The 14,523-nt window shown below is 58.3% G+C and carries 16 protein-coding genes; 2 read left to right on the top strand and 14 right to left on the bottom strand.

From position 1 onward, the window contains the following. Window position 1 precedes the first annotated feature (1 nt). From ABEB25_RS05535 to ABEB25_RS05500, 9 genes are all read right to left on the bottom strand, one after another. A complete protein-coding gene (locus ABEB25_RS05535; RefSeq protein WP_345735386.1) occupies window positions 2-700 on the bottom strand; it encodes a sulfite exporter TauE/SafE family protein in 699 nt (232 codons plus the stop codon). Between the two features lie 14 nt (window positions 701-714). After that, window positions 715-870 carry a hypothetical protein gene (locus ABEB25_RS05530; RefSeq protein WP_345735385.1) on the bottom strand — a complete coding sequence of 52 codons (156 nt, stop codon included), beginning with the start codon at window positions 868-870 and terminating at the stop codon, window positions 715-717. Then, window positions 836-2,257 (bottom strand): cytochrome c oxidase accessory protein CcoG, encoded by a 1,422-nt coding sequence (ccoG, locus tag ABEB25_RS05525; protein WP_345735384.1) that lies wholly within the window; start codon window positions 2,255-2,257, stop codon window positions 836-838. The genes ABEB25_RS05530 and ccoG overlap by 35 nt, the downstream gene beginning before the upstream one ends. Before the next feature lie 145 nt (window positions 2,258-2,402). Beyond that, a complete protein-coding gene (locus ABEB25_RS24455) occupies window positions 2,403-2,699 on the bottom strand; it encodes a type II toxin-antitoxin system RelE/ParE family toxin (protein ID WP_425571975.1) in 297 nt (98 codons plus the stop codon). After that, the gene (locus tag ABEB25_RS05520) at window positions 2,696-2,920 is read right to left on the bottom strand and encodes an addiction module protein (protein WP_345735383.1); all 225 of its coding nucleotides are present in this window, start codon (window positions 2,918-2,920) and stop codon (window positions 2,696-2,698) included. Before ABEB25_RS05520 ends, ABEB25_RS24455 begins: the two co-directional genes overlap by 4 nt. 95 nt (window positions 2,921-3,015) lie before the next feature. Next, window positions 3,016-3,615, bottom strand: coding sequence for a cbb3-type cytochrome c oxidase N-terminal domain-containing protein (locus tag ABEB25_RS05515; protein WP_345735382.1), 600 nt, complete (start codon window positions 3,613-3,615; stop codon window positions 3,016-3,018). Between the two features lie 15 nt (window positions 3,616-3,630). Then, the gene (locus ABEB25_RS05510; RefSeq protein WP_184204719.1) at window positions 3,631-3,786 is read right to left on the bottom strand and encodes a hypothetical protein; all 156 of its coding nucleotides are present in this window, start codon (window positions 3,784-3,786) and stop codon (window positions 3,631-3,633) included. A gap of 18 nt (window positions 3,787-3,804) precedes the next feature. Further along, window positions 3,805-6,189 carry a cytochrome-c oxidase, cbb3-type subunit I gene (gene ccoN, locus ABEB25_RS05505; RefSeq protein WP_345735381.1) on the bottom strand — a complete coding sequence of 795 codons (2,385 nt, stop codon included), beginning with the start codon at window positions 6,187-6,189 and terminating at the stop codon, window positions 3,805-3,807. Window positions 6,190-6,195: 6 nt separating this feature from the next. Further along, window positions 6,196-6,345, bottom strand: a complete 150-nt coding sequence (locus tag ABEB25_RS05500) for a hypothetical protein (RefSeq protein ID WP_345735380.1) — start codon at window positions 6,343-6,345, stop codon at window positions 6,196-6,198. A 114-nt stretch (window positions 6,346-6,459) separates the two neighbouring features. Here ABEB25_RS05500 and ABEB25_RS05495 point away from each other — a divergent pair, with 114 nt between their 5' ends. Further along, on the top strand, window positions 6,460-7,782 hold the full coding sequence (locus tag ABEB25_RS05495) for a Gfo/Idh/MocA family protein (protein ID WP_345735379.1): 1,323 nt from the start codon (window positions 6,460-6,462) through the stop codon (window positions 7,780-7,782). 12 nt (window positions 7,783-7,794) lie between these two features. Here the strand turns inward: ABEB25_RS05495 and ABEB25_RS05490 are convergent, their stop codons facing one another. Beyond that, window positions 7,795-8,397: an ATP/GTP-binding protein gene (locus tag ABEB25_RS05490; protein ID WP_345735378.1), complete on the bottom strand. Its 603-nt coding sequence runs from the start codon at window positions 8,395-8,397 to the stop codon at window positions 7,795-7,797. A gap of 103 nt (window positions 8,398-8,500) precedes the next feature. Here ABEB25_RS05490 and ABEB25_RS05485 point away from each other — a divergent pair, with 103 nt between their 5' ends. Next, entirely contained in the window at window positions 8,501-9,949 is a 1,449-nt protein-coding gene (locus ABEB25_RS05485) for a pectate lyase (RefSeq protein ID WP_345735377.1), read from the top strand. On the opposite strand, the gene ABEB25_RS05480 is transcribed toward ABEB25_RS05485, so the two are convergent. From ABEB25_RS05480 to ABEB25_RS05465, 4 genes are all read right to left on the bottom strand, one after another. Further along, on the bottom strand, window positions 9,946-12,321 hold the full coding sequence (locus tag ABEB25_RS05480; RefSeq protein ID WP_345735376.1) for a ComEC/Rec2 family competence protein: 2,376 nt from the start codon (window positions 12,319-12,321) through the stop codon (window positions 9,946-9,948). The two genes, ABEB25_RS05485 and ABEB25_RS05480, sit on opposite strands and share 4 nt — an antisense overlap. A 35-nt stretch (window positions 12,322-12,356) precedes the next feature. Continuing rightward, window positions 12,357-12,992, bottom strand: coding sequence for a tetratricopeptide repeat protein (locus tag ABEB25_RS05475; protein ID WP_345735375.1), 636 nt, complete (start codon window positions 12,990-12,992; stop codon window positions 12,357-12,359). Window positions 12,993-13,036: 44 nt separating this feature from the next. Beyond that, complete coding sequence (msrB, locus tag ABEB25_RS05470) at window positions 13,037-13,639, bottom strand: peptide-methionine (R)-S-oxide reductase MsrB (protein ID WP_345735374.1); 603 nt, start codon at window positions 13,637-13,639, stop codon at window positions 13,037-13,039. A gap of 63 nt (window positions 13,640-13,702) precedes the next feature. Continuing rightward, window positions 13,703-14,440 carry an RNA polymerase sigma factor gene (locus ABEB25_RS05465; protein WP_345735373.1) on the bottom strand — a complete coding sequence of 246 codons (738 nt, stop codon included), beginning with the start codon at window positions 14,438-14,440 and terminating at the stop codon, window positions 13,703-13,705. Window positions 14,441-14,523 lie beyond the last annotated feature (83 nt).

Below are 14,523 nucleotides of genomic sequence, written 5' to 3'. Positions count from 1 at the left end.
TCTACATCATCGCATGGCAGCAACTCGGCACCGCCTCACTGCCGAAGTCCAGGGTGCCACGCAGACGCCAGGCCATGACCACGGCGGCGATGAGGGCGAGGCTGCGCTGCACCCGGCGCAGGGTGACGGGCTGGAGGCGACCGCCTAACCAATGAAGTTGCGTTTGTGCCAGCCAGAGGAGCGGCAGGGTGCCAAGGCCGAACGCGATGGCGAACTCGGCCCCTTTGAAGGAGCTTCCATTGGCCATAGCCAGGGCGAACATGACATACAAAGGCCCGCAGGGGAGTAAAGGAGTGGCCAGACCTAACAAACTGGCTCGCCACCCGCTTTTCATTCGGAAAGCGGCTGTCTGAATGTGGCGCAAGCCACGGCTGAGGACTTGGGGCTTGGGCAGGTATCGATCCAAACCCATGCCCACCAGGGCAAAGGCGATGACCATGAGCCAGGGCAAGACGATGCCTGCTCCGTGCTGAAACCAACTCAGCGGGATGAAACCTGCCGCACCTGCAATGGCCCCGACCAGCCCGTAAGACAACAGACGGCCCCCATGATACAGCGCGGTGTTTCGCAGGAAGCCTGCCGCGCCTGGTTTGGACGAAACAGCCCAGGAGCAGGACAGCGGGCCACACATGCCCACGCAGTGGACACTGGTGACAAGTCCGGCCAAAAAGGCGGCAGCGCTGGTATCAATGACAGGCATTTGGAAAACGGGGATCAGCGGGCCAGTTGCAAGACACGCTCCACTTCCTGCGGGCGGTTTTGGATGGCGAAAATGATGAATGCGAGCCAGCCCGTCACAAAGGTGACGAAGGCCAGCACCGGCAACAGCCAGGGCTTATTGAATAAAATCTTTCGGATTGAGAGGGGCATCGGATTGGAGGTGTGAATCGGGGCCGAGGAATTCCATGACACGAGTCGTCACAGTATCTCCACGGGTGGTATCGGTGACTTGGACCTGAAGCTTGAATGGCTGAGTGAAACTGGCTTCGGGCAGGGACAGCACGAGGGTCTTTTGCTCTTCGCCCAGGGGGCCTAGCGTCAGCGTTTCGGTGAGGCCGGTGATGCTGAGCTGCGGTGGTAGGGAGCCTACCAGTTTGAGTTGGTAAGAGGCTGGGCTGTTGCGCTTGTTGATCACCCGCACCAGAAACTGATTTCGCAGCGTGCCATCGGCCACATAGAAAGGCGCACCCACCATGCGAACCGCACTGGCGCGAACGGGCGAAAGTTGCAGGGCAGACACAGCGAAGGCACCGATGCCCAGAAAAAGAAGGCCCGTGTACAGCAGAATGCGAGGACGCAGCCACTTCGTTTGACCGCCCTGCAGGCCGACATGGGAATCGTAGCGCACCAGTCCGGTCGGACGCTTGAGCTTCAGCATGATGTCATCGCAGGCATCCACACAGGCTGCACAGCCGATGCAGTCGAGTTGCAGACCGTTGCGGATGTCAATGCCCGTGGGGCACACCTGCACGCAGCGGCGGCAGTCCACACAGGCTCCAGTCGTGCTGCCTGCCTTTCCGCGCGGTTCACCGCGCTTTTTGTCATAGCCGATGACCACGCTGTGATCATCCGTGAGCGCGGATTGAAGACGACCGTAAGGACAAAGGATGACGCAGAACTGCTCGCGAAACCAACTGAAGGCGAAGTACAAAGACCCCGTGAGGAAGGCCATGATGGCAAATACAGTGAGGTGCTGCGCGGGAGAGCCCTGCATCATTTGATAGAGCTTTTTCAGCGAGACGAAATAACTCAAAAAGATGTGTGCGATGACGGCGGAGATGAGCAGGTAAATGCCATGCTTCACCACCCGGCGCGTGATCTTACCCGCAGACCATGGAGCCTCATCCAACCTGCGGCGGGCCGTAGCATCCCCATCCACCCAGCGCTCGATCCGGCGATACACATGCTCCAGAAATACAGTGTAAGGGCAGGTCCACCCGCACCAGATGCGGCCAAAAAGAGCCGTGATGTAAAACAACGAAAAGGCCAGGCCCGTGATGAGGAAAAAGCCCACCCACAGATCCTGCGTGGCCAGGGTGAGCCCCATGAAATGAAAGCGGCGCTCCTGCACATCCAGAAACACAGCCGGGTAACCATTGATGGGAATCCAGGGCAGCGCGATGTAAATGACCAGCAGCAGCAAAGCAGACCAGCGCCGCCAAGCCGTGAAGCGGCCATGCACATCCGCCGGATGAATCGTGCGGTGCGATCCATCTTCGTGAATGGACGACAACGATTCCAAAGAGGGGGATTTCATGAGCTACTCACACCTTCGGTGGAAACACCTTCTTTGCTCCTCGCACCTTGCGGAGGGTAGGGCGGATTTTGTGAGGACTCTTCAGTTTTGGCCTGCGGCCATCACGTCTTCAGTGCCATAACCGTTTTAGAATCCTGCTTCAAAACTAACGTCTTTGAGCACCAAAGTTGGGATGACGTTTCTCGTGACGAAGGCAGAGGATTTTGATTCGGTCTTTCCTGATTTCGTAAAGGAGATCGTAAGGAAATCTTTTCAATTTTAACCGACGAACACTTTTAGACGCGAGCCAAAAACCACATCTTTCTGGATGTGCCTCGACCTGATTGAGACCTTCCAGAACTTTGGTGAAAAAATCGCTTCCTAGACCTTCGCTTTGTTTCTCATACCATTCCACAGCCTCGTTTACTTCACCCTGAACACGGGTGTGGAAGGTCAGTCTCATTGACGGGCGCGATGGATGTCAATTCCTGCGAGAAACTCTTCATGAGAGAGCTCGGTGGAGGAATCCGTCTCCATTTCAGCAGCCCGCCATTCGGCCTCCTCTAACCATGCTTGATCCACCGTCTTTTGCCAATCTTCGGGCACACTCGCATAGAGGCGATCTGCTATGGCCACCCGTTCGGCAATCGGTAGGGCAAACAGTGTCTCGGTTAATGTAGCCACACTCATGATGAATCCATCATCACCGATAATCCTCAAAAATCCACTCTCAATTTAGTCAACCGCTCCCAAAAGTTCCCCCTATAACTCAAGCCTCTTTACGGATTAGCCACCTTCAATGGCGAGTCGGTGGCCAGGGTTACAGGCTCGCCCTTTTGATGTTTGCTCAGGACGAAGGCGACGACTTCGACCACGCGCTGGAGGCCGAGCTGAGGTTCCCAGGGAGGCATGCCTTTGGTGACATCAGGCGCACCTTTGCGGACGATGGTGAGGAGTTGGGTGGGGGTGCCTCCATGCTTCCATTCCTGGTCATTGAGAGGCAACCCTGGCAGCTTGGCCCCAGCGATGTGGGCGCTCAGATCTGCGGCGTGGCAGGCGATGCAGGTGGTGCTGTAAGTGGCGGCCCCTGCAGCGACGATCTTCTCATCCTTCGACATTTCCCAGAGCTTGTCATCGTCTATCAGCTCCAGTTCCTTCTTCTGGTAGTCGGCGATTTTGGCCATAGCCGTCTCGATGTTTTTTTCATCGGACATGCCGAGCCCGAACTGGTAGTAACCCACCCAGGCGACGACAAAAAACACCATGGTGATGTACCAACTGAACAACCACCAGTTAGGCAGTTTTTGGTCATACTCCTGGATGCCATCGTATTCATGAGGACGGAGAATGGGGCCTTGATTAGAGGAGTCGGGAGGCATGATGAGGAAAGGCGGTTAGTTATCCAACGGCAGGCTGGAAAGGTGCTCTGCGCGGTCTTTGCGCATGATGAGGGCGTGGATGGAAAAGGTGATGAAGACGAGGGCGGTAACGCCAAAGGCGACGTAGGGCACCCAGTCGAGCCAGCTTTCGTAGATGACGTATTTGTACATGGCAGTGGCTGTGGGGGGTTATTCTCCGGTGGCGGTGGAACGGCCTTTGTCCGGATTGATGGGGCCGGGGATGAGCTCGGGCTTCACAGGGATGGGCGGCAGTTTTCCTTCCACCTCAGGGGTGTCGTATTTGCCCAGCTTCTGAAGGTAGGCGATGAGGGCGACGATCTTCGTGTCGGGAGAGGCGCTGATCTTGTCTGCCTTCAAGGTGTTGACGATTTCGATGCCTTGTTTGATGGCGTTTTCTTTGATCTCCACCGCCGTCATCATCGGGTAAGGCACGCCGAGTTGGACCATCGCGGCGATCTTTTTCGGCAGGGTCTTCTGGTCGAACTTTTCCGTGAACAGGTGCGGGTAAGCAGGCATGTTAGAGCCGACGGAGGTGCTGCGGGGTTCCATCATGTGATTGTAGTGCCAGCTATGCGGGTACTTGCCACCTTCGCGGGCCAGGTCCGGGCCCGTGCGTTTGGACCCCCACTGGAATGGGTGATCGTAGATGCTTTCGCCCAGGCGACTGTAGTCGCCATAGCGCAGCACATCCGGCAGCATTGTGCGGATCATCTGGCTGTGGCAGTTGTAGCAGCCTTCCGCCACGTAGATGTCACGCCCCGTGAGTTCCAGCGGAGTATAGACCTGCTGGATGCGGTCCTCCATGTTCTTGGCCCGGTTCACCATGACGGTGGGGATGATCTGAATGAGGCCACCGAGAGCCACCGCAATGAAGGTCAGCACGGTGAAGGGCAACCAGTTTTCTAACAAACGTTCATACCACTGCGACCAGGTGTGATGCGAGGTGGCAAATTTCCGCACTGCGATGGCCCCGAAGATAAGGGCACAGACCAGGGCGGTGATATCGGCCCCACGGGGGAGAAAGATCCAGCCCATGAGCAGGAACAGACCGCCAAAGAAATAGGTCACCGGATCGGAGAGGAAGGTCTCCTTTGCGCCCATATTATCTACTCTGCCGCGTTCGATGACGGCGATTTCACGGCTTTCATTCACCGGCTTGCCACTGCGGGCAGTCATCCAGAGATTCCACAGCATGAGCCCCATGCCCACCAGATACATACCACCGCCGATGGTTCGAAAGGCCATCATCGGCCGAATGGCGGTAAGGGTCTCGATGAAGTTCGGGTACGTCAGCGCAGTGCCTGCTGCGTTGGTAGAGTTCAGCATCAGGCCCTGCATGATGCCGGAGACCCACATGGCGGCGACGTAGAGGAGGATGCCGACAATGGAGATCCAGAAGTGGAAATTGGCCATCGCAATGGAGTGCAGCTTCGTTCCGTAAAGACGTGGGGTGAGCCAGTAGAATAGGCCGGCGGCCATGAGGCCGTTCCAGCCCAAGGCTCCGGCATGAACGTGGCCGATGGTCCAGTCGGAATAATGCGAGAGGGCATTGACCGCACGGATGGAAAGCAGCGGCCCCTCAAAGGTGGCCATGCCGTAAAAGGTCACTGCGGCGATAAAAAACTTCACCACAGGATCGGTGCGCAGCTTATCCCAGGCCCCACGCAGTGTGAGCAGGCCATTCAACATGCCGCCCCAGCTTGGGGCCCAGAGCATGAGGCTGAAGAACATGCCCAGCATCTGCAGCCACTTGGGCAGCGCTGTGTTTAACAAATGATGCGGACCTGCCCAAATGTAGATGAACACCAGCGACCAGAAGTGGACGATGGACAGGCGATAAGAATACACGGGCCGCTCCGCTGCTTTGGGCAGGAAGTAGTACATGATGCCGAGGATGGGCGTCGTGAGGAAGAAGGCTACGGCATTGTGCCCATACCACCACTGCACCAGCGCATTTTGCACCCCGGCAAAAAGGGTATAACTATGAGTCCAACTGGTGGGTATGGACAGGTGATTGACGATGTAGAGCATCGCCACCGTGATGATGGTGGCGATGTAAAACCAGAGAGCCACGTAGAGCGAGGGCTCATTGCGCCGGGCCAACGTCCAAAAGAAATTCACCGCAAAGACCACCCAGATGAGGGCCACAGCGATGTTGATAGGCCAGATGAGTTCCGCGTATTCCTGCCCACGGGTGAAGCCTAAAGGCAGGGTGATGGCCGCCGCCACAATAATGCCCTGCCAGCCCCAAAAGTGGATCTTCGACAGGACATCGGAAGCCATGCGCGCCTTGCACAGCCGCTGGGTGGAATAGTAGATGCCCGCAAACATCATGTTCCCCACAAAGGCAAAGATCACCGCATTTGTGTGCAGCGGGCGCAGACGACCAAAGGACAGCCAGGAGGTGAGATTGAGCTGATGGAAATTCAATTGAGACGCAATGATCACTCCCACCAGCATGCCCACGATGCCCCATAGAATGGATGCCCACATGAACTGACGGACGATCTGGTCATCAAAGGTGATGAGCTGTTTTTTAGCGTGAGTATTCATGGCAGATCAGCGGTCGGCAGCATCAGATTCCAGGGGCAGCAGGGACATCTGCTCCAGCGAGCGACGCTGCCGCTGGGTGCGTTCAGCAAAAAACAGGACGGCAAAGAGCACCGCAAAAGCGAGGCTCATAAAAATGGTGACAGCAAAGACTTCCATACTGCGACCAAGGAAGCCGAAGGCCTCCTCCATTGCTCTCCGCACCTTGTTTGATGCTGCACCGATCTTGTGTCTGATAAACCAACACCGGAACAACGTTTGTGTTGGCAGCCCATGAACCGTCGCCGCTTTCTCCAGACCACCGCCGCTTCCACCCTCGGTTTTCCTGCCATTTTGCGCAGTGCCTCACCGAATTCCATGCTCCAGGTCGCCAGCATCGGCGTGGCCCGCATGGGTGGCAGGACCATGCAGAGCGTGGCCACGCATGAAAAAGTGAAAATCGTCAGCATCTGCGATGTGGATGCGGCCCATCTGGCGCAGGCAGCGAAACTTTTCCCCGATGCCAGCCAGCACAAAGACTGGCGCGAAATGCTGGCCAAGCTGGGGGATAAATATGATGCAGTGACTGTCGGCACGCCGGACCACAGCCACGCAGGCCCCTGTGTGACCGCCCTACGCGCCAAAAAGCACGTTTACCTGCAAAAGCCCATGGCCCCCACGCTGCATGAGTGCCGGGTCATCACCGAAGAGGCCAAAAAAGCAGGTGTGGTCACCCAGCTCGGTAACCAGGGGCGCTCCAGCATCGAGGCCCGCATGACGGTGCAGATCATCCAGAGCGGGGCCATCGGCAAAGTGAAGGAGGTAATCATGTGGGAAAACAAACCGCTGAGCTGGTGGCCGAAAAACACCGAGCTGCGCCCGCAGGCCGATGTCTTGCCTGAAGGGCTGGACTGGGATCTCTGGTGCGGGGTGCGCAATCCAGTGCCTTACCTGAAGGATACCTACCATCCGCAGAACTGGCGCGCATGGTTCGACTTCGGCTGTGGCGAGATGGGAGACATGGGCTGCCATCACTTTGATGCCACCTTTGATGCACTGAAACTCACCACGCCCACCCGTGCCCGGCTGACGCACGGCGGCAGCAGTGGTGCCCTGTGGGGTGAGAAACGCATCGTAGAACTGGACTTCCCCGGCAGTGAATACACGGCGGAAAACACCCTGCGCATCACCTGGAATGATGGCGGGATGGAGCCCGACATGACCAAAGTGAAGATGCCCAAAGTACTGACCAAGTTCCCCCAGTCCGGCACATTCTGGGTGGGCACGGAGGGCAGCATCTTCAAACCTTACGGTCAGCGCCCCTTTGTGCTGCCCGAGGATAGTTTCCCTGCGGAAAAATACCCGAAAGGGCTCAAAGGTCAGGATCACTACCACGACTGGGTGGACGCCATTCTCACGGGCAAAAAGAGCTGTGCGGATTTCAGCCACGGCGGCCCCCTAACAGAAAGTGTTCTCGTGGGCACAATCACCGATCGTTTCCCAGGCCAGTGGCTGGAATTTGACCGCGAGACCTGCCAGATCACCAACCACGAAGCCGCCAACAAGCTGGTGAAACGCGCCTACCGCGATGGCTGGAAAGTCGAAGGCCTGGGCTGAGAAATCACGCTGCTAGCCGTTTGACTCCTGCTCACTGAGCCCCTGCACAATCCTTTGCAAAGTCTCCAGTCCGAAACCGATCTTTTGGAAAAAGGACGGGTGATGGGGGACGAGGCTGAAGGCAGGATGGCGGGACCAAAGGGCGCGGAGTTTCGAGTCGAGGGCGATGGCTTGGTCCAGCGTTTCGTTGCGCACCGGGTTGCCGCCTTCAATGGATGAGCCTCCCACGGCGGCTGTCTCAAAGAAGATGACGGCATCATAGCGGGCGAGCTCGGTCTCATGGGTGGTCTGGTGGGCGGCGAAGTACTCTTCCTCCGGTCCGGGCCAGTAGGCGGCTCCATCGATGGTGCCACGATCACAGAGGAGGATGCGGCCGGGGTAAATGGCCCGGTATTCGTCCTCCAGATGGCGCTGGACGTGATAGATGGCACTCTGGATGTGGCGCAGCGCGCCGGGCTGGGTGGCGCGGGGAAAGCCGCCCTGAAAGAGAATCGTGGCGGCCTCAGGCACGATGACGACAGAGTCGCCGATCTCGCGGCGAAAGAGGTCGGCTGAGGTCGTCTTACCGCCACCGGGTCCACCGGAAAGTGCGATGCGAAAGGGATGGGGATGCATTTGTAATGAAGCGCCTGCAAGTAAGAGGTTTCTTCCAGATAAAAGCAACATCGGTGAAGAATGAACCGCCGGATCGGCGTTCTGGCTCCATCACCCGACCTTTATGAAATCTCTTCTTTGTCTCCTTTTGCCACTTTCTGCTTTGGCGGCAGATTCGCTCCCGGATCCTGCGGAGGTGACCACGGCGATGAAAAAAGCGGCGACGTTTTACACGGAGAAGCTTGCGGTGCACGGCGGCTACGCTTCAGCCTGGACCAAGGATCTCAGCATGGCCTTTGTGGAAGGAAAGAAAGGTCACGAGTACATCTCCATGCAACCGCCCGGGACCACGACGGTGGGTCTCTCGCTGCTGAAAGCCTATCAGGCGACGGGGGATGTGCAGTTCCTCGAGGCGGCCAGGGGTGCGGCGAAGGCCCTGATCGAATGCCAGCTCGCCAGTGGCGGCTGGCTCTCGGAGTATGATTTTTCGGGGGCTTACGAGAAGAAATACCACCTGCGCCAGCAGGTGCTGGCCGGAGATACGGAACCGGGAAAGCGTAACTTTTACAGCACGCTGGATGACAACAAGACCCAGTCCGCTCTGCTCTTCCTGCTGGAACTGGCGAGCCTGCCAGAGAGCAAGGACGACAAGGCGCTGCACGACTGCCTGAAATTCGGGATGGACAGTTTGTTAGGCGCTCAATACCCCAACGGGGCCTGGCCTCAGCAGTTTGGAAAACCCGCAGATCCCGCCACACCTGTGCTGAAGGCAGCTTATCCAAAAACCTGGCCGCGCACCTTTCCCAAAGAAAACTACGTCAGCTTTTACACGCTCAATGACGGTAACATGCAAAAGATCGTCCAGTTGCTGCTGCGCGCGCATGATCTGACCCAGGATGAGCGCTATCTGAACTCCGCCAAGAAGGCTGGGGACTTTTTCATCCTGGCGCAGATGCCCGAACCTCAGACCGTCTGGGCGCAGCAGTACAATCACCAGATGGAGCCCGTGTGGGCGCGCAAGTTCGAGCCGCCTTGTGTGACCGGCGGGGAGAGCCTGAGCACCATGGAGACACTGCATGAGCTCTATGTGGTGACGGGCGACGAGAAGTTTCTGAAACCCATGGCGGCCGCCTTTGCCTGGTATGAAAAATCTGCGCTGCCCGATGGCAAATATGCGCGGTTCTATGAATTGCAGACCAATAAGCCGCTCTACTTTGTGAAAGACACCTACGAGCTGGTGTATGATGACGGCAATCTGCCGACCCACTATGGATTCAAGCTGGACTATGTGCAGCGCGACCTGGAACGGCTGAACGAGGCGCTGAAAAAACCGCGTGAGGAGCTGCTGGCAAAACGTGCCGCTCCCACGACTGAAAAAAGCTGGGCCAGCCGCGCGAAAGGTGCAGCAGACAAAACGGTGCAGGCGCTGAAGACCCAGGAGGCCGAGGGCTTCTGGCTGAAAGGGGATGAGATTGATGCGGGGGAGTTTGTCCGTCACTTCAATGCCATGAGCTTGTATGTGGAAGGGGCTAAAAAGGGCGGCGAAGCCTTTGCGAAACTACAGGGCCGCTAAGGCGGGGCCACTCCCTGGCCCTGGGGGCGCAGGTTCAGGGAGCGGCCATTTTTGAAAGCTTTCAGCGTGGCTTCCGACTCACGGAAAGCGATGCCGATGCTGCCATCGGCTTCGAGGTCAAAAAGAGGCAGCCGCTGCTCGAGGCAAAAGTCTCGCAGGCGCTGCGGCAGGGCCTCTTCGGGGCGATAGGAGTCGTTGGAACTGATGATGGCCTGGGGACGGGCGGCCAGCAGCAGTTCCGTGAGGCCCGAGACATCCGCGCTGTGCTGGTGGCGTACCAGGAGGTCGCACTTCAGGTCAGTGCGCCGTTCCAGCAGCCGCTTTTCAGTGATGAATCCTGCATCGTTCAGGCAAAGAATGCGAAAGCCGCCCACCTGTAGCAGCAGCACAAGACCACGGTCATCGGCCTTTTCATGAAGGTCGTCAGTGCCAGGATGCAGAACCCTCGCTGTTACGGGCATGACTTCCCCCGACGTCAGCGGGATGGTTTCCTGGAGACCATGCCGCCGCCAAACAGGACCATCTGGGGCCACCTGGAGGCTCAGCTTTTTCAGGCTGGCAAAAGGGGGATCAGGTTTCCAGGGTTCGAGCACACTGGTGTGGATCTGGGGCACCTTTTGGGCAGACATGACCCAGGGCACCGCCCCGACATGGGAAATGTCGGCATGGCTCAGCACCAGGCCGTCCAGGCGGTCCACTCCCTGGTGACGGAGAAAGGGGCGCAGGACATAGCGCCAGTTGTTTTCATTGCCGGTATCCAGCAGCCAGTGGTGGCCGCCGCTGCGCAGGTAGCTGGCACCCCCTCCGTAAGGGAGCTGCAAGACATGGAACTCGGCAGCAGGCGGATTTTTCTCAAAGCGCAGATCCAGCGTCTGATTGGCCCCAGGCAGACTGGCAAACCAACTGGCCCAAGTGACCATGACGCTGGCCAGGGTGGCATTCAGATGATTCATCGCGACCACGGCCCAACTCCAGGATGTCGCGGCGAGCAGCAAACTCAGGCAGGAAAGCAGGAGGCAGATCTCCGAGGCGGGAACCAGCACCAGATTCGAAATGAGCGCCACGGGGGTGACGGTCTGGAAATGGCCGATCATGAAAGGTAGGCTCCCTGCCCAGGCAGCCAGGGAGGTGCAGACCAGGGCTGCGGCAAAGGTGCGACCGCGCACTCCATAGCGCTGCATCCGGGTGGCCAAAACCGGCGGCAGGAAAGGGTCCAGATCACACCAAGGTTTGATCATCTCCATCAGCCCCGCAGCCACCAGGACGATGGATAGCAGGACCACGAAAGAGAGCTGAAAGCCCGGCAGGAAAAGCTGGTGAGTATCCACCACCAGCAACAGCAGGGCGGCAGCACCCAGCGTATTGGCGATCTGGGATTTCCGGTTCAGCAAAGGGGCCGCGAGGACAAAGGCCGTCATGAAGGCGGCGCGTGCAGCGGAAGGCCGCCAACCGGTGATGAAGGCATAGGCAAACACCAGCACGATGAGAAAGACGCTCATGCGCTGTTTGCCCAGCCACTGCAGGCCAAAGGAGGCGATGTGTGCCAGCATGGCGACATGCAGTCCGCTGACGGCAAAGACATGCAGCGTGCCACTGTCGCGAAAGGCATCCTCAATGTCCTCCCCGGCGGCATCAGAGGCACCCAGGGCCATGGCCAGAATCACCCCGGCATGGGGCTGCGCATTTTCCAGGCCCTGGGTGAGCTGCCGCGTGATCCATTGGCGGGAAGCCTCAGCCGCCTCCTGCAGACGATAGCGGAGGTCCAGCGGATCCTCCTTCACCAAGGTGACTTTCCGCGCCTGGCTCACCGCGATGCAGCCCATGCGTAGCGAGTAAGTCACGCCATCAAACTGGCCAGGATTGGCAGGCGCGCCCGGCAGTGTGAGCGGACCTTCGATCTCATAAAGGCCAGGGGCGGTCAGCCGTATCCCTTCAGGCAGGCGCACCTTGATTTTTGCTTTCACTGGCTTCCAGTCGCCTGCTTGGCCCCAGCGCAGTTGGCTGACTTCGCAGAGGGCAGCATCGGGATCCATCTCCGCACCATCCACCCAGGGATAGAGGAGGCCGCGCACCGCCGCCGTCTTCTTGTGTTCCGGCTGGGTCAGCAGGTGTTCCCGCACCGGATGGGCAAAGGTGTCCTGCAGCCTGAGAGCATGCAAAAAGACAAAGCTGAACAGCACCCCAGGAAGCGCCATCCACAGGGTGGGTCTGCGCCAAAAAAGAAGCCAAACCAAAAGTGTGGCAACGGCCAGGCCCACTCCAGGGCGGCAGGTCAGCCATTCTGAAAGCAGGATGCCCGCGACTGCGGCCACCGTCAGCACCAGCATCGGGTGCAGATGCAGCCAGGAAAGAAAACGGGAGCGTGAAAACATCGTCCAGCAGCGCGAAGGCTCAGTGTTCGCGCTGGCTAGGACGGATGTCCAGCACCACCTCTTTTTGCCGCCGCCCGATGATACTCCGCTTGTTCCAGTTCATGGATCTTGTGATAGGCGTTGCCACTGTGACGGGTGTTCGGGAAGTCCGTGATGATTTGCTCCAGCATGGCCCGGGCGGTCGCCAGATCCTGGAAGTGATGGATCTCCAGGTCCACGAGGCGGAATCGCAGAAAAGCCGCGTCATCTTCCGGCCAGGCTGGGTTCTGCAAGTGGGTCTTCAGCACCTGCCTCGCGCGCTGGGGATCGCCCAGTCTTTCCGCGCAGATTTTGGCGATTTCGGCAATCGGATGAGTCTGTAGAGGTTGGGCCGCCAGCGCCTTCTCGTGTTCAGCGATGGCTCCCTCATAGTCGCCTTGAGCGAGTTTGGCGGCCGCCTTCAGGCCACCATTATTCGTGATTTTTTCGCCGGAAGAATACACCAGGGTGCCCACCGCATCACCAAACCGGGGCAGCACAAAAAGCACCACCAGCACGCCGCCGATGCCCCCCAGCGCCACGAAGTAAATCAGCATCATGCCGATGTCATCCTCCACCCGGTCCCAGCCAGCTTTGGCCAGCAGGAGGGCAGCGGCGATGAGGCACAGACGGAGGATCAGTGTGCGGTTCATGACCGCATTTTAGCGGGCAGACCCCGCTGCTGGCAAGCCTGAGGTCAAGGCTTCTTGACTTCGACTCCTGCTTCCTTGGCCACCTCTTCCTTTTTCTTGTCCACGGCTGCGTCGGTCAGCTCCAGCAGCTTTGGTGCCGCACCGCCCTTGGGCACATAGTTCAGGGCCACGCCGTTGATGCAAAAGCGGCGCTTGGTGGGAGTGTTGGCGGAAAGTTGTTCGCCTTCAAACACATGTCCCAGGTGGGCTCCACAGCGTTTGCACAGCGTCTCCACGCGGGCCATGCCATGGGAGTTGTCCGTGCGCTCCAGCACGTTTTTCGCGGTGGAGGCATCGTAGAAGGAAGGCCAGCCGCAGCCAGAATGAAATTTTTCCTTGGAGGTGAACAGCTCCACCCCACAGCAGATGCAGTAGTAGGTGCCTTCGCCCTGCTTTTCGAACTCTTCATAAATGGCACCAAAGGGCCGCTCGGTGCCAGCTTGGCGGGTCACGGCATACTGCTCGGCGGTCAGGCGTTTTTTCCAGTCGGCTTCAGTGAGGGAGACTTCAGGTTTTGGCATAGGATCAGGGGATTTGGGTTTCTCATCGGCACAAGCGGCGAGTGAGAGGCTGGACAATGCGATGAAAAGTAACGCTTTTTTGTTCATGGTAATGTATTCTTCAAACGTGCGAGAATGCGTCTTGATTGCTTATTCCCGCAAACTTTGAGATTACGAGACGCTCTGGCGGAGGTGGGCGAATTCTTCTTTAGCGGCGGCGGGGTCTTCGACGGTCTGCAAGATTTCCTGGTGCAGGGCTTCTTGGTAGTCCGCCATCATGCGCATTAAGGCCGTGCGCAAGGCCCCGTAATTCATGCCAGCGGCCTCTGCTAGCAGAGGGCCCTGTTCGCCACGCAGGCTTCCTCCATCCATGAGCACGGGCCGCAACACCTTGAAGAGCTGTTCCCGGCCTCGGGCCTTATACAGCTCACCCACGCGGCTCAGGGCGGCACCCAGCAGGGTGAGCGTCCACTTCCGGCCAAAAATCTGGTCGGGCGTTTCATGGTCCTGAAAGTTCTCGTGCTGGTAGCGTCGCTCAATGTCAGAATCCCCAGGAGCGGGGTCTTCCTCGATGCTGAACTCCGTGCGGCGGTGCTTGTTGGCACGTTCCCAACTGATCACAAAACGTTCCAGGCTCACATGCAGCATGCAGCGCAGGCGGCCTTTGGAGGCATCGGCTGAGGCAAAGCTCTCATTGCGCAGCAGTTTCATTAGGAAATCCTGAAGGATGTCGTCCGCATCCGAGTGCTGGTAACCTCGCCGCCGCAGGTAGCAATAAAGGGGGTAGCGATATTGGGAGATGAGCTCGTCAAGCGCCCGCTTGGCGTCCTGCGGATCGCCATGCCGCAATCGGGCAATCAGCGTCCACTGGGTCGCAGGCAGGTGGCTTTCAGCGTGGGGGGACGACATGACGAACACTCATAGCGAGGTTTTGCCGAATGCTCAAGCATGTGCTCTTTTGAACAATTTGTAGGATCTCAAACTTTGATCTA

This window comes from Prosthecobacter algae (assembly GCF_039542385.1).
Lineage (GTDB): Bacteria > Verrucomicrobiota > Verrucomicrobiia > Verrucomicrobiales > Verrucomicrobiaceae > Prosthecobacter > Prosthecobacter algae.
This window is presented reverse-complemented; position numbering and strand designations above follow the sequence as displayed.